General features: G+C 44.0%; 13 protein-coding genes. 2 read left to right on the top strand and 11 right to left on the bottom strand.

Annotation, left to right across the window (positions count from 1 at the left end; all coding sequences use genetic code 11):
- Nucleotides 1–38 precede the first annotated feature (38 nt).
- Nucleotides 39–2,492, top strand: a complete 2,454-nt coding sequence (locus PQ469_RS16645) for a glycoside hydrolase family 2 TIM barrel-domain containing protein (protein ID WP_274208690.1) — start codon at nucleotides 39–41, stop codon at nucleotides 2,490–2,492.
- Between the two features lie 223 nt (nucleotides 2,493–2,715).
- On the opposite strand, the gene PQ469_RS16640 is transcribed toward PQ469_RS16645, so the two are convergent.
- From PQ469_RS16640 to PQ469_RS16605, 8 genes are all read right to left on the bottom strand, one after another.
- Nucleotides 2,716–3,927 carry a DUF4998 domain-containing protein gene (locus tag PQ469_RS16640; protein ID WP_274208689.1) on the bottom strand — a complete coding sequence of 404 codons (1,212 nt, stop codon included), beginning with the start codon at nucleotides 3,925–3,927 and terminating at the stop codon, nucleotides 2,716–2,718.
- 33 nt (nucleotides 3,928–3,960) lie between these two features.
- Nucleotides 3,961–5,187, bottom strand: a complete 1,227-nt coding sequence (locus tag PQ469_RS16635) for a DUF4959 domain-containing protein (protein WP_274208688.1) — start codon at nucleotides 5,185–5,187, stop codon at nucleotides 3,961–3,963.
- Nucleotides 5,188–5,236: 49 nt separating this feature from the next.
- Nucleotides 5,237–7,150 (bottom strand): RagB/SusD family nutrient uptake outer membrane protein, encoded by a 1,914-nt coding sequence (locus PQ469_RS16630; RefSeq protein WP_274208687.1) that lies wholly within the window; start codon nucleotides 7,148–7,150, stop codon nucleotides 5,237–5,239.
- Nucleotides 7,151–7,172: 22 nt separating this feature from the next.
- On the bottom strand, nucleotides 7,173–10,418 hold the full coding sequence (locus PQ469_RS16625) for a SusC/RagA family TonB-linked outer membrane protein (RefSeq protein WP_274208686.1): 3,246 nt from the start codon (nucleotides 10,416–10,418) through the stop codon (nucleotides 7,173–7,175).
- A gap of 556 nt (nucleotides 10,419–10,974) precedes the next feature.
- On the bottom strand, nucleotides 10,975–12,018 hold the full coding sequence (locus tag PQ469_RS16620) for an aldose epimerase family protein (RefSeq protein ID WP_274208685.1): 1,044 nt from the start codon (nucleotides 12,016–12,018) through the stop codon (nucleotides 10,975–10,977).
- 215 nt (nucleotides 12,019–12,233) lie between these two features.
- Nucleotides 12,234–15,578, bottom strand: a complete 3,345-nt coding sequence (locus PQ469_RS16615; protein ID WP_274208684.1) for a DUF5107 domain-containing protein — start codon at nucleotides 15,576–15,578, stop codon at nucleotides 12,234–12,236.
- 15 nt (nucleotides 15,579–15,593) lie between these two features.
- On the bottom strand, nucleotides 15,594–16,937 hold the full coding sequence (locus PQ469_RS16610) for a sugar porter family MFS transporter (RefSeq protein ID WP_274208683.1): 1,344 nt from the start codon (nucleotides 16,935–16,937) through the stop codon (nucleotides 15,594–15,596).
- A 58-nt stretch (nucleotides 16,938–16,995) separates the two neighbouring features.
- Nucleotides 16,996–19,245 carry an alpha-amylase family protein gene (locus PQ469_RS16605; RefSeq protein ID WP_274208682.1) on the bottom strand — a complete coding sequence of 750 codons (2,250 nt, stop codon included), beginning with the start codon at nucleotides 19,243–19,245 and terminating at the stop codon, nucleotides 16,996–16,998.
- A gap of 380 nt (nucleotides 19,246–19,625) precedes the next feature.
- Here PQ469_RS16605 and PQ469_RS16600 point away from each other — a divergent pair, with 380 nt between their 5' ends.
- Nucleotides 19,626–20,534 (top strand): AraC family transcriptional regulator, encoded by a 909-nt coding sequence (locus PQ469_RS16600; RefSeq protein ID WP_274208681.1) that lies wholly within the window; start codon nucleotides 19,626–19,628, stop codon nucleotides 20,532–20,534.
- Nucleotides 20,535–21,064: 530 nt separating this feature from the next.
- Here the strand turns inward: PQ469_RS16600 and gmd are convergent.
- The 3 genes from gmd to PQ469_RS16585 form a co-directional block, all read right to left on the bottom strand.
- A complete protein-coding gene (gmd, locus tag PQ469_RS16595; RefSeq protein WP_274208680.1) occupies nucleotides 21,065–22,180 on the bottom strand; it encodes a GDP-mannose 4,6-dehydratase in 1,116 nt (371 codons plus the stop codon).
- A gap of 225 nt (nucleotides 22,181–22,405) precedes the next feature.
- The gene (locus PQ469_RS16590; RefSeq protein WP_274208679.1) at nucleotides 22,406–22,654 is read right to left on the bottom strand and encodes a hypothetical protein; all 249 of its coding nucleotides are present in this window, start codon (nucleotides 22,652–22,654) and stop codon (nucleotides 22,406–22,408) included.
- Between the two features lie 109 nt (nucleotides 22,655–22,763).
- On the bottom strand, nucleotides 22,764–24,056 hold the full coding sequence (locus tag PQ469_RS16585; protein WP_274208678.1) for a WcaI family glycosyltransferase: 1,293 nt from the start codon (nucleotides 24,054–24,056) through the stop codon (nucleotides 22,764–22,766).
- Nucleotides 24,057–24,166: the final 110 nt, after the last annotated feature.

Raw genomic sequence — 24,166 nt, 5'->3', positions numbered from 1 at the left:
GTTAAAATATTATTTCTTCAAAGAAATTAAAAATCACTATGAAGTTGCATAAAACTTACCGTATTACCTATCACGTTAAAGCAATGGTTACAGCCATGCTGTTTTTGGCTGTTAGCATTGCGTGCCAGGCTCAAAATTTGGTTAAAATTGAACGAAAACAGCTATTTGATTATAACTGGAAATTTTTTCAGGGAGATACCGCATCGGCAAAATCAAGAGATTTCAACGATAGGAGTTGGCGAAGCCTTGATTTGCCGCACGATTGGAGTATTGAAGGCAAAATAAGTCCTAAAAACCCCATGGGAGGCGCCGGCGGATATTTCCCGGCAGGTATTGGCTGGTACAGGAAAACCTTCAAAGTTCCTGGTGAATGGAAAGGCAAAAAAGTCTCCATTTATTTTGAAGGGGTTTACATGAATTCTGAAGTATTTATCAATGGAAAATCACTTGGAATTTACCCTTATGGCTATTCGTCCTTTAGTTATGACCTTTCGCCTTTTTTGGACTTTAATAATGAAAATGTGATAGCGGTGCGGGTAGACAATTCGCAACAAGTAAACAGCAGGTGGTACAGTGGTTCTGGCATTTATCGCCATGTTTGGATGAATATTACCGACGCTGTGCATATAGCCAATTGGGGAGTCGCGATTACAACCCCTGACGTGTCTTCCAAAAAAGCAACTGTTCAAATAAAAACATTGGTAAAAAACGAAAGTGATTTGCCTCAAAATATTATTCTAAGCACCTGGTTAAAGGATGCAAATGCTAAAAATGCGGGAAATGGGCAAATAAAAATTGAACTGGCTGCCAATAGTGAGAAAGAGGTTGCCCAAACTATCATTGTAGCAACTCCGCAGCTATGGACACCGGAAACACCCCGTTTATACGATGCTCAAATAAGTATCATCCTAAATAAAAATGTAGTTGACAAAACCGAAACGAGTTTTGGCATACGTTCGATAAAATTTACGCCCGAAAACGGTTTCCAGCTTAATGGCAAAACAGTCAAACTCAATGGTGGGTGTGTGCACCATGATAATGGTTGCCTGGGCGCCGCCGCTTTTGACCGGGCGGAAGAACGAAAGATTGAGTTACTCAAAGCAGCAGGCTTTAACGCGGTAAGAACTTCTCATAATCCACCTTCCGAAGCTTTTTTAAATGCTTGCGACAAGTTAGGCCTATTGGTTGTTGATGAATCGTTTGACTGTTGGAGAATGGGCAAAAACAAACAGGACTATGCGCAATATTTCGCCCAATGGTGGAAACGCGACCTGGATGCTATGGTTTTGCGCGATAGTAATCACCCGTCAATTGTTATGTGGAGCATCGGTAACGAAATAGTGGAGAGGGGCAGCCCCGGATCTGTAGAGACCGCCAAAATGCTGGCCTCCGCCATAAAAAAAATAGATCCTGTTCGCCCGGTTACATCGGCCATAGTGGAAAATGGTAAGGAGTGGGCAACGCTTGGTTCCCTTATGGCAGCCCATGATATCGCCGGTTATAATTATCATTTGTGGAACGCTCCTGCCGATCATAAACGGGTGCCTTCACGAATGATCGTTCAAACTGAGTCATACCCCAAGGATGCTTTTGCCAATTGGAAGCTGGTAAAAAACAACAATTATGTTCTTGGAGATTTTGTTTGGACAGCTATGGATTATCTCGGAGAATCGGGGATAGGTCGTTGGTATTATTCGGGCGACGTGCCTGGCGAACATTGGGAGCATGATTTTTTTCCCTGGCATGGTGCCTATTGTGGCGATATTGATTTGATTGGGTGGAGAAAACCGATTTCGCATTACCGTAACCTGTTATACAATAATACCGAAAAACTCTACATGGCTGTTCGTGAACCTGAGCCGGATCCTTTGGAAATTAAAACAACGTGGTGGTCAGTATGGCCCACCTGGGAAAGCTGGACCTGGCCCGAGCATTTGGGAAAAGCCATTAAGGTAGAAGTTTATTCAAAGTATCCCAGCGTTCGGCTGTATCTCAACGATAAACTCATTGGCGAAAAGTCAACGACTGATGAACAGGAACATAAAGCGGAATTTACCGTGCCTTATTCACCTGGCCGGCTTAAAGCAATTGGTGTGGATAACGATAAGGAAATTGAATCAACCGTTTTGCAAACCTCCGGCGATGCTGCAAAAATCAAATTAACCGCAGATCGGAAAGAGATATTGGCTAATGGACAGGACTTGTCATATGTTACTATAGAGATAACTGATAAAGACGGGATACTTCAGCCAGATGCAGTGAATCGCCTGCAACTAAAAATTGACGGCCCTGGAATAATTGCCGGAGTAGCCAATGCGGATATGAAAGATACGGACTTTTACGTCGGAAATATGCATAAAGCCTGGCACGGACGTGCTTTGGTTATAATTAAAAGTACTCACGGTGCGGGTGATATTAAATTGACAGTTGGCTCAACTGGTTTATCCGAAGCTAGTTTGAACATCAAAGCATTTTACAGGAAAAGCAACTAAAACAACGCGTGGTGGATAAAGACCTTTTGCATTCGGCCATTTGATAAACCTAAATATGGAAAAATTATTGTGCGAAGACCCACCCGACGCAGATCGGATTTAGATGTTAAATTTCCGTACGGGGTTACGCATGGGATGCGTATCTGCAAAACAGCTTTAGCCCCAACAGAAAAGCCGGCAACCATTACAGTTACCGGCTACATTTAACCAATTTATAAATCTATTATTTATCTGTTTTGTACATCGTCAGTTCGCACAGGTGGAAGTAGTTGCCGCCGCCCCATGTTTCCAGTACTTTAAACCGGATGTAGCGGTATGGCGCTAAATTGGCCGGGAAGGTAAATGGCTCGCCGGCGCGTTCAAACGCCAGATCGGCATCAGTGTTTTGGCCAACCGGCAGGCCCGATGGCTTAACCGAGGTAAAGCTGGCAAGCATTACCCAATTGCTAAAGTCGCCGTTTGAGCTTGGGTTGTTGCTGCCGTAAATTTCGAAGCGCTTTGGATTGCCGTAATTATACAGGCCCGATTCGCGCTGCCAGATTTTCATTTTGGCCAGCGATGCCGATTGCCCCATATCAAAGGTGAACCAGATAGGGAAATTTTGGCCGGGGGTATGAAAACCAGGCTCGCCGGTGCTTTTATCCCACAGGTAATAAGTTTCCCAGCCGTAGGCCGATGGCACATCTGTTGGCAGGTTATAGGCCTTGAACAATGATTTATCGCACTCCACAATGTTGTAAATGGTTGGGAAGCTATCTGCTGTTTTTACCGGAAACGCGTCTACCGCGTCGGGCGTTGGTTTATATGCCGACTGGTAACTTATAGCACTGCCCAGCTTATAATCGGTTAAAGTTACCGAGTTATCATTAGGCCCGAATGATTTTTGAGCAGCAACGCCAAACTTATTGGTATACATCATGGTGGTTGATACGTTACCTGTATCGGCCTTGTTAAAGTTTAACGTTACGGTGCCGTCGTCATTTAACGAATATGGGTTTGACGTGTTATAGCCCCGGTTAAACAGCGCTGAGATGTACGATGGGCCGTATACCCGAACGTTGTTTAAATCCTGCCCTACCGATTTATTGCCATCGTTGTCATGTGCCACAATAGTGAAAGTATATACATACTCCTTCAAATTGGGGATTGATACGGTAATTGAATCGGCCGGACTGTGCGAGGTAGCATTAACAACTACCGAATCGCTACCATTATTCCAGCTTACCACATAATTTTTGATACTTGGATCGGGGCTGGGGTGCCAAACCAGTACGGCCCGCAAATTGCCGGTATGGTAGGTAACCCCGCTGGCCAAGCCAGGATAAGTTACCTCGTGATGATCTAAAAAAGATTTATAGTCTGTATCGTACTTTTTGCAGCCGGCCAGCGACAGGTACAGCAAAAAGAAAACAGCAACCTTGAAATTAATTTTCATTTTCTTAATTTTTAATGTTAACAACACGTTGTATTACAAAGGATTGCCATATAACGATACCTCAATTGCGTTTACATAGTTTAAGCCACCAAATGTGCGCGATACATCCAGCCTGATATATTTGGTAGCCGGCGCAGCAAACGGGATGGCAAAGTTTACACCCGCGGCAACAAAGGCCAGATCTGACGCGTTGGCCTGGTTATTTGGCAAACCCGACGGCGGCGGCGGAAACACGAAGTTGCCCAGGTTAACCCAATCGCCGGATATGGTGCCCGGTGCCGAATTTTTTGGCAGAACGGAATCATGCGGGTTATCAACCGTGGTGCCCCATAGGGTGAAGTTCTGGATGTTTTGGTACGAGTAGATACTGTTAAGCCTTTCCCACAGCACAAAGCGGCTCAGCTTGGCGGTTACACCCAAACCGAATGTACACTGGTTGGTTGGCGCGCCTAAAGTATGCCAGCCCGGCTCATTGGTGCTGCCATCAAACAGGTACTTTAACTCCCAGCCGTAACCAATAGGGCTATCGCTGGCCAGGTGGTATACATAAAACTTGCTTTTATCCAGCAGGGTTTCATACAGTGGTGTTAATGTTTTAAACAAGGTATCTGAGTGGTTGCCAAACCTGTCGGTTGTGTAAACGCCAAACTTGGTGGCTACTGCACTAAAACCACGTACCGAAAAGTTAACGGTATCGGTACTGATATAGTTGGGGTCCTGCTCATCGTACTTGTTGGTTTTGGTGTTAAACGTGAGTACGTGCATGGCAATCGGCGCTTTATTGGGGTTGAGGCCAAAAAAGTTTGCGCCGCCAAAATCGGCAGTAATGTTTAGTGCCGCGTTAACCAGCTGGTAGTTTGGCGTAAGCGGGTTTACCTTTACGGTAACCGGATCGGACATGATATTGGCACGGCTTACGGCATATAGCGTAACCGTGTACTCCTGGGCGCGGGCAAAGCCATCAACCGTAATGGTATCGGTATAATAGCTTGCCTTGGTTTCGCGCACGGTTTTATCGTTGATGGCATATTTGGCCAAAACGTACAGCAGGTTTTTTGAACCGGGTAAGGTATAGGTTAACCTGGCGCTGCCGTTTAAATTGGTTACGTTAACGTTGGTTACAGGCCCCGGTTTGGTAGGATCGTTGGATACCACCTCAATGTTCGACTCGGCTTTTTTACAGGATGCAAAAAGCATCATGAGCAAAACGGGCGCTAACAGCAAACCTGAAAGGTATCTGCGGTTATTGATCTTTTTCATAATTTATATTTTAATATTAATCATTTGAAATTTTTACAGCACCGGTAAACTACCAGTATGGGTTTTGGTTAAGGTTGTTATCCACCACAATATCGCTTGTCTGGATAGGCCATAAATAATCCTTAATGCCAAACACGGGTATAATAACCGTTTGCGGGCGATAGTAATTCGCGGCATCGCCTTCGTTAACATTCCAGCCTTGTATAGGCCTGCTCAGCACATCCTGTAATTCTTTCCAGCGGCGCAAATCCCAACCGGCCTGGCCTTCAAAGCACAGCTCAATCCTTCTTTCGCGGTGAATGATCTCGCGCAGGCCATCTTTGGTATTTGGCTTATCGGGTGTTTTTGAATAGCTGCCCCATGACGCCTGTACGCCGCCCAAGCCTGCCCTTGCCCTTACTTTATCTATGTAAGTAAAAACTTCGGCAACAGGGCCCTGCGATTCATTGAGCGCTTCGGCATACAGCAGGTAAAGGCCCGCCAGGCGCATCCGCGGCATATGAAAATCAACCGCGGTAAAAACCTCATCATAAACCGACAGATAGTTGGCCAATTTTTTTGGCCACATACCGGTAATATTGGTGGCGCTTAAACTTTTAGGCCCCGCTAATGCGTAAGGGCCACGGGCCTGCACATAATAAGCGCTGCTTTCGTCAAGCTTGCCGTTGCCAAACCAGATGCCACCGTCGAAACCAATATTGGCATAAAACCTCAACTCGCGGTTAAAGTGTCCTTTTGCCGTTTGATAGCCCGATTTGATGTACGATCCATTGGCATCATCGCCGGTTTGCGGGGTGTAGCGATTGGCATAATCAAAGGTTTTATCCTCGTTAATGGGCACGCCATTGCTGGTATAATACAGCTCGGCAGTTGCAATGGGCACCGCGAATGTTGATGGATAGGTTGAAGCCAGGCTTTCGGATTTATCCGTCATCCTTGGGATAGTAAAGCCCTGGTATCCAAAACCGTAATTTAGGGCCCAGATCAGTTCGGGGTTTTGCTCCCATTTATCGGTGATCATGGCCTGCAGGGTTAATACCTTTTTCAGCTTATCTGATACATTGCCCACACTTACCGTTGGCGGCGTGTTGTACAGGTGCAGGCCCTGCGCCTCGCACTCGGTTATAGCGGCTTTACAGGCATCGGCAGCCAGTTTCCATTTATTGGCATCGGCGCTTGACGAAAAAAGCAGCTTGCCTGTATTATCCTTAAAATTGACATAGTCGGGGTTGCCGTTAAACAGCGGACTTGCAGCCGTGGTTAAAACCTCGGCCTTTACACTCATGGCAATAAATTTGGTAATGCGGCCAAACTCGGTAGCCTGGCTTTCAATAACAGGCGGCAAATCGGGTATGGCATCATCCAATAACGATACCACGTAGGCGAATGATTCATCAACCGACGAGCGGCTGCGTTTTACATCGGCTGTGCTGGCGTTAACCGGGTTATTGGTTTTTATTAAAATGATGGGGCCGTACAACCTTATCATGTAATAATGATAGTAGGCCTTTAAAAATTTAACCTCGGCAATCCATCGTTTTTTTTCTGATGCGCTTAAATCAATAGGCTTATCAATGTTTTCGAGCATGATGTTGCACCTCCTGATGGCCTGGAACAAATTACTGCCCCCGTTGGTGCCGTCCCAGTAGTTGATACTTGGGTTTGCGGTGGTTTGCAGCCCCCTGATGATGTTAAAACCCACCTCGTTAAAGTAGTGGTCGTTAAGGGTGTTGGGGTACACAATTTCTGACGATGTTGCGAAGCCCGGATCATTTACCACGTTGTTCATCTGCGTCATGGTAGCGTAGCACGAAAACAGGTAGTTTTCGGCCTCGTTACGGTTCCTGAAGGCATATTCAAGCGTGCCCACATTATCGGGGGTAACATCCAGGTATTTTTTACATGAAAGGCTCATGGAACACAGCACAATCACACAAATCAATTTATAATATGACGATTTCATATCTTCTGCTTTTTTCTGTTAATTATAAATTCACGTTTAAGCCTATGTTGTATACTTTTTGTATCGGGTACGCAAAGCCGTTACCACCCTGCTCAGGATCCCATAGTTTGAAGGGGCTCCAGGTAAGCAAATTCAGGCCGTTAAAGTAAATTCTTAAGTTAGATACCCTTAATGATTTGGCTATGCGTGCAGGCAGTGTATAACCAACTTCTAATGATTTAAGGCGCATAAAGCTGCCATCGCGCAGCCACCAGGTGCTTGGCTGCAGGTTGTTTGATATCACGTTTGAGTTAACACCCAGGCGCGGATAGGCTGCATACAAATCCTGGTGCTCTTCGCTCCAGTGGCTGTTGGCAAACTCGCTTAATACCTGTGTATTGCCGTAAACATAAGGATCAGGACTCTGGATAAAAGGGCTTACCCTGGTTGGGTCGACAAAGAACGATACCCTTGCCTGTCCCTGGAAAAATGCCGAAAGGTCAAAGCCTTTATAGCCGGTTGAAAAACCGAAGCCATACACAATTTCGGGTGTTTGCGGATAACCAAGATACGCCTGGTCAAGCACATCAATTTTACCGTCGCCATTTAAATCGCGGTATTTAATATCGCCGCCCTGCGGTTTAATACCGCTGCCGTTAAAGATCTGGGTTGGCGAGTTTGCCGCTTCCTGGTCGTCAACAAACAAACGTTCGGCAACGTAGCCGTAGCCGCGGCTGATGGGCTGGCCAATAGCGTGGCGCCATGGTTCTTTATAGTCGGGCTCCTCAATGTAGCTGTATTTGTTATTGGAGTAGGTAAAGTTACCACGGATTGATGCCCAGGCGCTGTTGCCAAAGTTTTGTTTATAATCCATAGATAAATCGATACCCTTTGAATCAACCACGCCAAGGTTGGCGCTGATTGGTGCCTCCAGACCTTCGCTTACAGGGATGCTGGTACGTTGTTGCAAAATATCGTAGCGGTGGTTTTTATAAAACTCGGCCACGATGTTGAAATTTTTCAAAAGTGTCATTTCAACGGCAACGTTGGTTTGCCTCGAGGTTTCCCAGGTTACATCGGTATTCTCGTAGTTTTGGATGGTTACCCCTTTACGCTCGTACTGGTTATTGATGCCAAACTGCGCGTAATTATAACCCTGATTAAACTGCACTACCGATTGGTAGAAGAAACGCTGCGAACCAATGGCATCGTTACCCACCAGGCCATGGCTGGCGCGGATTTTTAAACGATCGACGATACCCGGTGTCCACCAGTCTTCGTTAGATACTACCCATGATGCACCAATGGTTGGGAAGAAACCATAACGGTGATTGGCCGAAAAGCGTTCTGAGCCGTTATAGCCAAAGTTAAACTCGGCAAAATACCTGCTTTTAAAAGAGTAGGTTACCCTGCCTGCCAAACCAAGGTTACGATACGGCAAGGCCGATAACAAATCGCCGGCATTGGCGTACAGCGTTTGCTGTTGTGTACCAATTAAGGTTGTATTTATGGTATGGCTGCCGAATGATTTGGCATACTCCAACGCTCCCTGTAAATAAATAAAGGTATTTACCTGTGTGCCGCCGGGCGAATAGCTCAGGTATTCCTGCGCTACGTTGTAGCCGGTTGGCTGCGGGTTAAGCCAGGTAAGGGTGTACTTGTTGGTTTCTTTATCGTAGGTATTAACGTTATAGTAAAATGGCGAATAGGCCGATTGTGAGGTAAAATAAGAGTACCTGTTGGTATTAAATAGCCCCCTGAACTTTAAACCATCGGTAATAAACTTAAGGTTTTGGTTTAACTCCAGCTGGGCCGACATCCTTGACTCTGACGAGTTTTTATGCCCCCTTAACAAAGCCGCGTAAGGGTTATTATAGGAGATACTGTTGCTTGTAGAGCCACCTGTTAACCCGGTATTCCCAAACAAGATGTGCTGCGCGTTTAGGTTTGCCGAATCGGCCGGGAAATAAGCCGGGAATAATACGGGGCTGGTATGGATGGCCACGTTATATAAATCGGATGCGAAAGAACCATCGGTAGTAATGGGGCCGTTATATTCGCTAAACGTACCGGATAGCCTTACCACCACCTCGGTGGTTTTAGTCATGTTTACGTTGATGTTTGAACGTAACTGGTAGTTTTTAAACTTAACGTTATTGTTGTTATTGTTGCGGATATCGTTCTTTAATACTCCGTTATCCACATTATATGCTCCTGCTATATAGTAGCGGGCAATATTACCGCCGCCGCTTACGCTAAGGTTATTACGCTCGGTAGTGGCACGTTTTTTAAACAACAGGTTAAGCCAATCCACAGCGGGGTATACATATTGGTTGCTGCCGGGCGTGCCGTTTATGGTATTCTGCGTGTTCCTGATCTTGCTTTCGGGGAAAGGCAGCGGCAATTTAGGGTCGCGGGTTAACGTGGCCTCGTTGTACAGGTTCATGTACTGGATCGGGTCCACAAGGTCCAACGTCTTTGTTGATTGCGAGGATGAGTACTCCGACCGGAAATTGATTTTAGGCGCGCCTTCTTTACCTTCTTTGGTGCTTACCAAAATAACACCGTTTGCACCGCGTGCACCATACAGGGCCGTAGCGCTGGCATCTTTCAGGATAGAGAAGCTGGCAATATCATCCACATTTAAGCGTGCCAGGTCATTGGTGGATAGCTCCACGTTATCAATCAAAATAAGCGGGTCGCGCTTGTAACCGAAGGTAGTTACCCCCCTGATGAAGAAGGAGGCGTTATCCTGCCCCGGCTGGCCACTGCGCTGGTAGGCAATAATACCGGCTGCCTGCCCTGCCAAAGCATTGGTTAAGTTACTTGCCGGTATTTTAAGTTCGCCGGGCTTTATGCTGGTTACCGAACCTACCAGCGCTTCCTTGCGTTCCTTTTTACCAAAGGCTGTTACCACAACTTCTTCGGCAATCAGCTTGTTTTCTTTCAGGATAATGTTGAATATCTTTTTATCGGCAGTAACAATTACGTGCTGCTCGGTAAAACCCACAAAGCTTATACGTAATGATGTACCTACAGGCACATCCAGTACAAAGCGGCCGTTCTCATCCGTCGACGTCGAGATATTTTTAACGTTTTCGGCCAATATGGTAGCACCTTGTATTTTTACGCCAAGGGTATCGGTTACCTTACCTGTAACGGTAACCCTGGTTTGCGAATAGGCACTGCCAAAAAACAGGGTAAGCACAAAAAGGATAGTGCAACGCCCCAGCATAAGGTGCCTGTTATTTTTTGAAAGTAGTTTACTAAAAATGTAAAGTGGCTTCATAAAATTTGGTTCATAATTTGTTATTCATTAATTGGTTTGCGATCAAATATTTGTTTTCAAATGCAGGATCAGTTATTGGCGAAAAAAAAGCAATATCTTTTTAAGGAGCGGGCCTGGGTGTTAATTCGGAAATATGAAAATGGTGTACGCCCACTTTTGGGGACACTTGTCAAATTTCATAAATCACATCAGGTGGATACTTCCCTGGCTTTTTATAATTGGTAGTTCTGCTTTTCTCCCCTGGGGTCAAGAGTCAAAATCTTCACATACTTTATGGGTTTAGTTAATAATTGGTTCTGTAAATGTAGGCGGGGAGCACTCACCAAAAAATGGATTTACTTTCAAATAGGATGGACAATTTTATGATTTTTGGCCATCAAAATGGGTTAGTCCATTAATTGCCTGACCCATGAAAAAACAGCACTTTGGGGAGTGCGAAAAAGTTGATACTTTTTTTGTGTGTTTTGAAAAAAAGTATAGCATTAGTATCTCATTTGTATAAAAAAGTATTGTTTTTTTATACAAAAAGAGCTGTTGATAAAAAAGCAGGGAAAACTTAAGCTACCACACCAAATTTGTACACAATAACCTGGCAAAAGGCTTCGCCAGGGTTTAATATGGCCGATGGAAAATGAGCATGATTGGGGCTATCGGGATAATGCTGGCACTCCAGGCACAAGCCGTCAAAAGGCCGGTATGGCCTTGAATAATTTCCGGGAATTTTGCTTCGGAGATAATCGCCGGTATATACTACTACTGATGGGTAGGAAGTAGCTACTTCAACCTGGCGCCCCGAGGCGTTATCTATAAGCAGCGCGGCAGGTTTCAGGGTATGCCGGGCATCGTTTTGCAGTACAAAGCAATGGTTATAACCGTTGATGGTATCGCCGCCGGCAATCATTTTCTCCCTTAAAACCTCCCCGTTTAAAACCCTTTTACCGGCTGGTTTAACCAGGCCGGTTGGTACGTAGGTGGCATCTACATCCAGCATGTTTTCGGCATAAACCTTAAGGGTATGGTCAAAAATAGTACACTCCCCAGCAGATAGATTGAAGTATGCGTGATTGGTAAAACTGGCCACCGTTTGCTTGTCGGCTGTGGCCTGGTATTTGATTTTCAGTTCATTATCATCAGTCCACTCATAAGTTACTACCAATTTAAGGTCTCCGGGGTAGCCGCCATCACCATCCTTACTCAGCAGGCTAAATGATACGCCGCTTTCGGTTATTTGATAATCAAACACCCGGGTATTAAAGCCGGTATTACCACCATGGTTGGAATTGTTACCATCATTAGCGTCCAGGTGATAAACTGTTCCGTCTAAAGTAAATTCTGCCCCTCCAATCCTGTTGGCAAAACGACCTATGGTGGCGCCTAAATAGCATTCGTCGGCAATATAAGCAGGCAATGAATGGTAGCCCAATATCACGTTTTCCAGGTTGCCCGCCTTATCCGGCACTACTGCCGATACCAGCGTTGCACCATAATTGGTAAGCTCCACATATGCCCCTGAACTGTTTTCGAGCCTGAAAAAGTAAACCTTACACCCAGCATGTTCGCCCCATTCCTGTTGCGATATCCTGTTTTGGCTTTGGATCATGATTTGGTTGGTATTATGGCTCAAGGTAAATTATATTATTGTAATTATAACACATATTTAAGCAAGCTAAAACTATTTAGCGTACTTAAATGATGCATAAGGGCAACACCGGTATGCGTTGCATTGTTTATTTAGCCAGAAGTCTTAAGCCCTAAGTCCCAAATACTACCTGGCATTTTTGACTTAAAACTTAAGACTGCGGACTTAAGACTAAATTAATAGTTTGTCACGTTCAATTGCTGTTTGGTCATCTCTAAATGAGCCTTTGCACCGGCATGGGCACTGTCGAGTTGCAGCACTTTGGTAAACAGGGCCAGCGCTGCATCAAAGTCGTGCAAACCCAGCATTCCTAATCCCTGTAAAAAGTACGTGTGAATGGTGTTGCGCAGGTTTAAATCGTCATCAAAAATGAGCAGGTTGGGTAGAGATACGGCAAAGTAATCTATCTTCACAACATCATTCTCATGGGCTTTGCCATAGGCTATCAGCTTATCAAAAATCTGTTTGGCATGTTGCTGGTCGCCCAGTTTTTTCCAGCTTAGGCCCTGGTAAAAAATCTTATCGGGCTGCTGATCGTTATAAAATATGGCCGCCGACGGTTCATCCAAACCGATGGTCGACTGGGTAAAATAGTGTTTGGCGGCGTCAGCCTGGTTTAAACCTTCATAAGCACGGCCCAGCCAATAATCAATATCGTTTTCCTGTGTACCGTAAAGCTTGCCCTCACCTAAATTATGTGGGTAGCTTTTGGCCATGTTTAAATTGGCAACGGCTTTGTTAAAGTCGCCTTCGTCAATATACTGTTTAGCCAACTGCACCAGGCTAAACACGTATTGGCCCGATGCCTTGCCTTCGCCGCCCTCCCATGGGTGAAATTGCCGTTTCATCAATAAACCAAGTGCCTTATCGTACTCGCCCGACAAGTTGTAAAGCATTACCCGTTCTAAATAAACGTCGTCGCGTTGTTCGGCAACTTCAAGGTTATCTTCCAGCAACTTCAACCGTTTATCAACAGGATAGTTCAGCCTTTTATAAAGCTGATCCAGCTCCATTAATACGCGGGCATCTGTTTTATCCAGTTCAAAAGCCTTTTCAAAATAGTTTAAGGCTTTTTCGGCATTGTTTTGCTTGTTAAAATAGGCAATAGCCAAATTCCTGAACACCGTAGGAAATGTTTCGTCCAGCTTTGCTGCTTTTTCCCAGCTGCTTACGGCATCATCATACTGGCGTTTATCATAAAACAGGTTGCCTAAATAGTAAGGCGCTTTAGCATCAGCCGGGTTAAGCTCCATGGTGAGCTGAAGGATATTCACCTCATCCAAACGGTTAGGAAAGCACAGGTAAGGGTCGGCTACGGCGGCTTTTTTAAACCATTTCTGGGCTTCGTCCTGTGCGCCGTTTTTATGGCAAAAATAGCCCAGGCTGTAATAAACCATCGGGTTGTTGCCATTATCCTTCAACGCCAGTTGCAATAGCTCACCAGCCTCGGTATATAAACCGGCCGCAGCGTAATCAAGGGCGTATTCAATATAGTTTTGATCATCGTTTCTTGACAGGGCTATCAGCTCATCCAGGCATTTGGCAACCATCTCGGCATTGCCTTCCAGCTTATAAAGCTCAATTTTTTCAAAAATAACCCCAAGGTTAAAGCCATCCCTTTCAAGCGCCACACTGGCCACATTTTGTGCTTTATCCAGCTGTTTCAGGTTGCGCAGGGCAGCCATTTTTATCACATAGGCCTTGCTGTTATTGGCGTTTCTATCCAGCGACTGGTTGATATGATCCAAAGCCAATGCAAAGTGACCGCGGGCGATATCTGTTTTGGCCACCTCAAAAAAGCCGGTATCTTTCCAGGCATTGCTCCAGGTTGATTTGTAAAAAAACGTATAAGCTTCATCGGCCCTGCCTAAATATTTTAAGCATAAGCCCAGGTTGTAATAAGGCTCGCTATCATATGGGTTAGGGTTGCGTTGAATGCTGGTTTCCACAGCCTGCCTTAAAAAGGGCTCGGCTTTGGCAAACTGACCTTTGCGGATATACCATTTACCCAAAGCGTTGTTGTTGCGGATATCGGTTGGTTCGCGGCCAAGGGCTTCTTCATAGTAAGGTACGGGGCTATAGGTAGCATGACGGTATTGCTCCAGGTGCTGCGCGGTTAAAAACAATTGCTCCACGCTTTCCACATTGGCAGGTTCCAAAGCGGGTTTGGCCGGGATAGGCATTTCGTTCTTTTTGTTTTTGGCCGGCTCGTACCGTAGCACTTCCTGGTTACAGCTATTGGTGATGATAAGCAGCAGCGCATTCTCGTCCAAACCTGCAGCTACCGTCAATTCCTGTACAAAAACAACTTCGGGCACAATTGTACCGGTGTGTGCAAACAGCTCTTCGCCGTTATAGCTAAGGTTGATATGCAGGTTTGTTTGGGCCGATGTTACCTGCACTTTGATGGTTACTTTATCCCCATTTTTGCTTAAAGCTAACAGGATATCCTTAGATGCATTTTTTACCATGCCCAGTTCGCGGTAGGGCAAAAAATACTGGGTAAATGTTTTTTCTTCGTAGGGCATCAGCCAGCTAAAATCGGGCTGATTATCGGTAAATACGCCCGTCATCAGCTCGATATATGGGCCATCCTCGTCGGTGAGGTTCCTGTCCCAGGCCTGGCCAAAATCGCTGTGGCCCCAGGTCCATTGTTTTTTGCCCGGCGATACATGATGATTGGCTACGTGCAGTAAACCGGCTTCGCTATCATGCTCATAGCCGCCCACAAAATCATAATCGGAGTTGATTGCCATGTACGATGTGGGTACCGGGATGTTTTTATACATCGAGATATCGGTACCGGGCGAATAATCAACCTTGTAGTAAGTACCTGTAGCTATCGGAAAATCGGATACATCGCGCTTACCGTGGTCAAAAACAGCGTTTACATCCGGCGGAAAAACCGATTGGTAATAATCATTCACCTTAACTGCCGGGTTTGCCCACCATAAAAAGGTTTGCGGCAGGGCCGATCGGTTAAAAAGTTTCGCTTTTATTTCGATATATGCCGTATCGGGATGCAGGGTAAAACCCGCCATGCCTTTGGTATGGAACATGCGCTCCACCTCGTTTACCCAAACGGTTTTGCTGCCATCGGCATGCTCTTCCAGCTTGTAATCAACAGGATCAAAGGTGCTTGGCCTGTGGTGCTGCGGCCAGTTAAATTCGATACCGCCCGAAATCCAGGGACCGGTTAAACCAACCAATGCAGGCTTAATTACCTGGTTATGGTAAATAAAATGGCGTTGCTTCACCTTATCAAAAGCTGTTTGAATGCGGCCGCCTAACTGAGGCAGTATCATCACTCTGAGGTATTTATTCTCCAGGAACAGGCCTGTGTATTCCTTATCTTCTTTTTCATCGGCAATTTTCTCAATCACCGGGTTTGGATAAACCACCCCGCTGCTGCCCTGGTAAACCCGTTTCTCAAAAAACATAGGGTTTTTATCGGGCTTGCCAACACTATAAGTGGGGATAATTACTTGCTCTTCCCAAACGGAAACAGTTGAACTTTGCATACTGTGTATTATATTTTAATGTCTTATTAAATTGTCTTCTAACTCTTCTAAAGTTTGGCCTTTGGTTTCTTTCACTTTTGCTTTTACAAACAGGAAGCCGGCAAAACAAATGCCCGCGTATAAGTAAAATGGCCCGTAGGCGCCTAATATTTTGGCCAGGATAGGGAATGTAAATACCAGGATAAAGTAAGCCCCCCAAAGCGATACAATGGCTACCGATGATGCAACACCACGGATTTTATTGGGGAAGATCTCGGATATAAGCACCCAGGTAACCGGGGCCAGCGAAATAGCATAGGTACTGATGGCCAGCAATACAAATATAGATACCAGCCCCGCCGGGAAGTGATTTTGCAGCAGGAAGGCCAGTATAATGTACAATACAGATAAGCCCAGCGATCCCCAAAGCATCAGCGGACGGCGGCCCAGTTTATCAACCTGCCACATGGCTAATAAGGTAAATACCAGGTTAACTACACCTATGGCCACGGTCTCGAACAGTTGCCGGTTCAGGTTAGCGCCTACTGATTCAAATATGGTAGATGTGTAGTTAAATACCACGTTGATACCGCAAAACTGCTGAAACACCGCCAGCGTTATCCCTACCACCACGGCGGGGCGTACGGCTTTTTCAAACACCATGGCGTATGATTGTTTGGTTGATCCAATCAATGATTTTTCTACCGCTTTAAAGGTTGATTCGGCAAAATCAGGTGAGCCAATTTTGTTGAGGATAACCCTGGCTTTATCAGGCTGACCGGATTTCATGAGCCATCTTGGGCTTTCGGGCAGCCAGGTAACACCTATCAAAAATATGGCAGATGGTACTGCACCCAGACCAAACATCCAGCGCCATGAATCGGCACCGTGATCGGCCAGGAAGTAGTTGACCAGGTTGGTCACCAATATGCCGATAACCACAGTAAGCTGATTTATAGCCACATTTCGGCCACGTACTTCGGCAGGCGAAACTTCAGCAATATACATGGGACAAAGCATAGATGCCATGCCCACACCTATCCCGGCGGCAAAGCGCAGGATTAAGAAGTAAGTTAAGGATGCAGAAAAAGCAATCCCGATAGATGATACCGCGAAAATTAAGGCAGCGATAATAAGCCCTGGTTTACGGCCATATTTATCGGCTATGTTACCGGCCAGCAAACAGCCAACTATGCAGCCTAAAGCCAGTGAACCGGTTAAAAAACCCTCCCATACCGGAGTTAAGGCAAACTGGGTGCGCAGAAAAGGCAACGCGCCCGAAATCACCGCAAAATCGAACCCGAACAGGTACCCGCCCAGGGCCGAAATAAAGGAAATACCAATAATATAACTACTGTTGAAGTTTTTTGAACTACTCATTTTTTAGGTTGGATATGTTTAACTGGTTGTGGCATAATATTACAGTTTATTTTTATCATTAATTTAGCGCTACTATTTTTACCAGCAGGGCATCGCCCGTATTGGCGACCATGCTAAATGTTTGTGTGTCAGATTCTAACCCACCGAGTACTTTATCGGTCATAAAATCACGGAATTCGTATTTTTTATGCGCGTCAAGGCCTAATGCCTGTCTGCTAAACGATTGTTTAAAATCATTTTTAAGGTCGAAATTGAATAGGGCCAGCATGGTGATATCGCCCGGCAGGTAAAACGACAGTTGCTGATCAAAGCTTTCGCCATCGGCTGTTTTAAGGGGGATAAAAGCTTTAGGATGGCTAAAAAATTTGGCGATGTTTTTATTGTTCAAAAACTCCTGTGCACGGTAGGCGGCTATCGGGTTCCTGAAATCGGATCCATCGCCCAGAATACTGCCCATCACCATCATAGCATACAGGCGCACTTTTATTTCCTGCTCGTTCAGATCCGGGTTTTTCTGAAAGTTTTTCATGATGCTTACATCCAGGTTGGTATAAGGGAACAAAGTGCCCTGCACCCAGCCCATATGCGATCCTGTGGCTAACGATGCCTCCGTACTGCCCCAGTTAGGGAAACCTTTCTGGTCATCGCGCAGGTGCGAGTATACATCGGTAGATACAAACCGCGTGTGCGTATATTGATGCGGAAACAGCGGCGAGATGGCCTGGGTGATAAAAACATCCTTACCCATAATTGAATCAACCAGGTGCCGCAACGTTTTCATCCCATAATTGTAAGCCTGTATCCCGGTACGGATCTTTGGATTGTAACGTTTGGTACTCTCCAAAGCACCAGCCGTCAAAAAGTCTATCTTGATAAATTTGGCGTTGATGGCTTTTGCCTTTTTCAACTGCGATATGATAGAAAGCCTGACCGCCGGATGCGTGGGATCCATGGCGTAAGCGCCCCAGTCGCCATCTTTGTACATGATGGCCTTACCGTTTTTATCCTGCAACAGCACATCCTCAAACATTACATTGGTACCCGGCAGCTTGCGCCCTTTGGTGTCATTCTTCCAGCTCCACATGGCAAATGGCGTAAAATAAAACCCCATCTGCTGGCCGTTTTTCGCGCCATATTCTCCTATTGATTTTAAAACCTCAGTAGAATAGATGCCCTGGTCGTACGAATCGATACTTAAAACTGGTTTGGAGTAAGCGCCAAAGTTGGGCATGGAGTGGATGAAATCCGAGATCTGTTTTACAGCAGGCGGCATCATTACCTTTTCGTAACCCAGCACGCCTTCAACCCCAAAACTGTTCCAGTAAACAGGAGCCGGCCCTTCCCAGGTTTGCTTGCCATTGATGATGGAATTTACCCGGCCATAATCCTTAAAAGCCTCGTGCAGATCATCCGAACCGCAGATATAAATAGTGGCCGAGCTTACGGTTTGGCCCAGCATGGTACCATGGTCGGCATGGTCATGCGTACCATCCAAACCGCCATAACCTGATTTAAGGGACGGATTATCGGCCGTAGCTACACCGCCAAAAACGTTTAATGAATCAACATAGCCCAATTGGGTTCCGGTTTGATAGGATAAACCTGTTTTCCAAAAATCGTGGCTCACGCTACCTATTACCAGGCCCGAATTCTTAAGCTGATCATAAACAGCTAAAAACTCGTAGCTGATGCCTTTGCTCTGGGGCTCGTTGCTTTTTGGCCAGCTCCGCTCTAAAGTTGGCGTCCAATCGTCGTTATCAAAAGGCACATCCAAAATGCGCGGCCCGGTACCGGGAATAAACAACCTGCCTTTATTGGCCGGCTGTATAGCTATGGGGCTGATATCCCTAGTTTCGATAGGTTTACCCGTGGATGTAGCGCTTACGTTAACAAGCGCGTATTGCTTGCCCTGGTAAAGGGTGAAGGACTGTGTGATGCTAATGCTGTGCTTTGCGTCACCGTGCTTAACAACAAGGCTTAAGCCTTTGCCTACATTATCGTTAACCTGCCGGGTTGTGCAGGCATGGTTAGCAAGATCGACGGTTGATAAATATCCTGAAGTTAAATCGCGCACGTAGGCTACCGTGTTATCCATATGCATACCGTTGGCAAACACATAGTTAATTGTGCCGGTAGTTTTATCGACGGTGATTTTTACCTGTGGGCTGCTAATAACGGTATTATCCGCACTTTTTTGGGGTTCCTGTGCACTCAACATAGTCACAGATAGTATCAAAACAGTTATCAAGCCAGAGATTTTGATGAAGCTGATTTTATAATTACCTGGTGTTTTTTTAAAGTGCTGCATTGGTGTTGTTATAGTTTTTGTTATCGGCAATAGCTTGGTCAAATCTGCTGCATCGTGTTTGTCGGTACACTTATTCCTGTTGTTGTCAGCAATAAACACCGGACCTTAACACACTAATATTTCCGGCTCATCTCTTTTATTGAAATAATTAAGAAGCATTTGCTATTGTTGGTATTGCTAATTGGTTACGATGTAAATGTCATGGATAAAACAGGATAAAAGAATAGTTAATATTACGGAAATGATGGACTTTATTACGCTGCGCCAATTTCAATTATTTTTATTTTTTACCAATGTTTTGATGTTTTTTGTGAATGTTTGTATACGAAGATCAATTAGTTAATACCGAGAACTGATTACAACGGTGTCCAATCAAAAAAATGACTAAAAGTACAGTTATCAGGCGGCGGGACGGTTTTGAAGGGCAAAAGCTTATTGTGCTGCCCAAAAAGATCATTACCAACTTTTTAAGTAAAGATTTAGTTACCAAACAAATCTACATTACCGATATCGGCTATTACCCTAAAGCCCGGCACCATTACGCCGAGCGCCCCAACGGCATTAACCAGCATATAATAATTTATTGTACCGAAGGCTACGGCTGGCTGGAGATCAACAAGAAAAGGGTGGAGGTTTCGCCATCGCAATTTATTGCCATACCTGCCAACACCCCGCATAAGTACGCCGCTAACATGGATAAACCATGGACGATATACTGGATTCACTTCAAAGGCGAGATAGCATCTTTTATAGTAGAACTGATCCTGAAAAACTCAGAGAATTACAAGCCATACCTGTCTTTTAACGAAGACCGGATAAAACTGTTTGAAGACATTTGTTTTAACCTGGAGAAAGGCTATAGCAGCGATGCGCTGCGTTATGTAAATATGATATTCTCGCATTTCCTATCCTCGCTTATTTACGAGGATAAGTTTAACCATGTTGACGACAAACCTGCCGATAACGATATAGTTGAAAAAACCATTCAATACATGCAAGATCATGTTAATACCATGATAAGGCTTGATGACCTAAGCAGCTTTGCCAAGTTATCCACTTCGCATTTTTCGGCCATTTTCCGGGCAAAAACGGGTTACTCGCCCATCGAGTATTTTAACCAGCTAAAAGTTCAAAAAGCCTGTCAGTACATCTCGTTTACTACAATGTCTATCAAAAATATTGCCCTTACTTTGGGTGTGGAAGACCAATATTATTTCTCAAGGATGTTTACCAAACTGATGGGAACTTCTCCCAATGAGTACAGGAAGAAGGTAAAAGCGAGTAGTTGAAAATATTAAGTTAAACGCTAAATCCGTCCAGCAGATAACGGTTTTAGGAAAAAAAAAGCCTGTAAATCATGCGATTTACAGGCTTTTTTTAGGTGGGGAACAAATGCTTCAAATAAAACCAAAATATTGGTTTGTCAATCGTATAGACAACACTTTTCAAAAAGTATTGACTATAAGATTGATTTGCCCAATCTGCTGAAGGCGATGATTGATAAAGTAACAGCAGCAGGAATGCAAACTTATTTTACCTCATCCTGCAATATCCCATGCAGATGGAAACCCAGTTCAAAAATGGCGCTTCAAATAGAATAATGACCGAAGCTTTTTCTAATATAACCACAATGACCCTTGCAAATAAGGTGTCGACGAAAGCTATCAGTAAAATGATGGGGCAAAAATTATTGAAGCAAACGCAACATTATGCAAGGATATTGCATTAAAGATTAGTGAAGATATGGCGATTTAAAGAGAGACTTATTAAAACCAAATTCATCACCAATATCAAAATAGTACAATATATGAAGGATTAGTTATTCAAACTGATTTTTAATTTCGTATCCCATGTCTTTTAGTAGCTTTTGCTTTTCAAAGAGGGTAATATCGGATGTTACCATATCATTAACCAGCATTTTTAAATCGTATTTAATTTTCCATCCCAGCTTTTCAATAGCTTTAGTTGGATCGCCAATTAATAGTTCTACTTCGGTCGGACGGAAATAAGCAGGGTCTATAGAGATTATTTCTTTGCCAATTTCAATCAGGTAATCCATATTATGGCAGGCAGCTACATATCCTTTTTCGTCGACGCCTTCGCCCTTAAATACTACTTCTATACCAAGTTCTTCGAAAGCCATTTTAACAAAATCTCGTACTGTTGTAGTTATACCGGTTGCAATTACATAGTCTTCCGGTTTATCCTGCTGTAAAATAAGCCACATGGCTTCAACATAGTCCTTGGCATGTCCCCAGTCGCGCCGCGAATCAAGGTTTCCAAGAAATAGTTTATTTTGAAGTCCTAACGCAATTTTTACCGCTGCCCGTGTAATTTTGCGGGTAACAAAAGTTTCACCGCGTAAGGGGCTTTCATGGTTAAAAAGGATGCCATTACACGCAAACATGTTATATGCTTCCCTGTAATTAACAGTTATCCAGTACGCGTACAATTTGGCCACAGCATAAGGCGACCGCGGGTAAAAAGGGGTAGTTTCTGATTGCGGCACGGCTTGTACCAGTCCATATAACTCTGATGTTGAAGCCTGGTAAATCCTGGTTTTTTTTGTGAGTTGCAAAATTCGTATAGCCTCTAAGAGCCGGAGGGTGCCAATTCCATCAGCATTGGCTGTATACTCTGGGGTATCAAAGCTTACTTTAACGTGAGACATCGCACCCAGATTATAAATTTCGTCCGGCTGAACCTGTTGTATAATGCGTATCAGGTTAGTTGAGTCGGATAAATCGCCATAATGCATAATGAAACGTCTGTCTTCATCATGCGGATCCTGGTATAAATGATCAATACGCTCGGTGTTAAAAAGAGAGCTTCTTCGTTTTATACCATGAACTTCATAGTCCTTTGATAATAATAATTCGGCCAGGTAGGCGCCGTCCTGGCCCGTTATACCTGTTATTAATGCTTTTTTCTTCATGAAATGGAGCGTTTTATTGATTTAGATTTATTGCGCGGGGTAGTTACCTTGTAATCAAACAAAGGGATTTCTTTAACAGGAAATTTCGAGGTTTTTATTTACTTGCTGACTCGATGGGTGGCAATAATACAAGGTAAATTACAGGGCTAACGACACTGTAGCAAAGGCTGTTAACGCTGACAAGTTAGCATTGTAAAATAAAAATAAAAATTAGTAAGATTAGAATTAAGCCTCTTCTATATGAATAACACTTTTTGGTCTTGAAAAGGAAATTTCGACTTCCTGATACAGGTAATTTGATGAAGAGTATTCATAAACAGTTACCTCACTCATGCAAATTGTGAGTATCCCGTTATGCTCGGTTAACGATTTTACCGAACCGAAAAATGTCAGATCACGTTCCATGTCGGTAACGTAAGCTTTTTGATTTTGGGACGTAGCCATTACAGAAGCACAAGTTAAGAAAAGTTGCATTTGTTTCGCTCTTTAATTAACCTTTATACGTGAGGCGCCATCATTAGTTGTGTTTTTTTGTCGTTTTTATAATTATTAAAAAAGTGTTGGTTGTTTGATATCGGAGCAACTATTTTAATTCCAGGTATTCAAGGGGCCGTTTTTCGTCAATATCAACAGGCGTTCGGTTTTCTAACTTATTAAAGAGTTTATTAAGTATACTATCCTTGTTTAAATAATTTTCCGCGTATTTGCGTCCGTTGAGCTTTAATATTGAGTTATCTGAAATACAGAATTCTAAAATAGCATTTTCAAGAGAGTTTAGATTTTCTGAGTCGATAACAACGCCCATTTTGTTATCGTTAACAATTTCAAAAAGGTTTGTACCAGGTTCGGCAGTTATAAGCGCCAGCCCGCCTACTGCCAAAATAGTGGTTAGTTTAGAGGGCATAACCAGGTCGCTTGCGCTCTTTTTTTGGAGCACCAAATGAATATCGGCCATGTTAAGAAAATTATTGAATTGATCTGGTTGCTGTAACGGCATAAAGTACACATTATTAATGTTTTGCTCTTTTGCCTTTGCTATGAGTTTTTCCTTGTAGGGCCCGGTTCCGCAAATGACAAATTTTATAAACGTTGATGACTCCAGGTGTTTTGCTACGGTCAGGATGCTTTCTAATCCTTGTTTTTCACCTATGCTCCCTGAGTATAAAACAATTTTATCGTCTTCGTGAAATCCCCACAATATTTTCATTTCTGCACTATCATACAGCGGACAGTATGCAGTTGTATCCACCCAATTTGGAAAGAATAAGACGTCTTTTATGGTTTTTTTTGCAATTTTTTTAAGCATCCCGGTAGATATGGTACTTACGTAATCCACCTTTTTCATGATTAGCCGTTCCATCGCGAACAGTGCTTTAAAAGCTTTGTCCGATTTAATTATTTGCAGGTCTCGGGCCGCTTCAATTTGCAGGTCCTGTATGTGATAAATGATTTTACCTCCTTTGAAAAATCTGTATATCAATCCCAAAAAACCAAGATGAAAAGGCGGAGCAATACAAAAAATATAGTCTTTTTTGGGCTTAAAAAGCAGGTAAATTACCATCACAAAAGCCGATACAAAAAAACTAAATTCGTGAATAAGTCTTTTTAAGCCGCTCGGTTGTTTTGGTACATACAGCGGGCAACGATAAATATTTAACTTACCATTCTTTAATGTCTCGCGGCTAAAAAAACGATTTTTATACGGCTTTTGAGTTTGCCAGTAAGGATAGTAGGGGAAAGCTGTAACCATTGTGCACAAAAAATTATTTTCGGTTAACCACTCAACCATTTCGCCGGTATATTTTCCAATACCGGTTAGCTCTGGTGAAAAGTTTATCCCTATAATGATAACACTCTTGTTTTTTGAAATTGTCATTTTATATAAGTGCAAATAAAGTTAATGCTTGTGCGTGCTGGTCTTCCAGTCGCCTATGCTAATGGCCGTTGTTATTTATATAATGGCTGATGGACTATTGCTTTTGTAAG

The sequence above is a fragment of the Mucilaginibacter sp. KACC 22773 genome (genome assembly GCF_028736215.1).
Classification (GTDB): Bacteria; Bacteroidota; Bacteroidia; order Sphingobacteriales; family Sphingobacteriaceae; genus Mucilaginibacter.
Note: the sequence above shows the minus strand (reverse complement) of the source record. Positions and strands in the feature narration are given on the sequence as shown.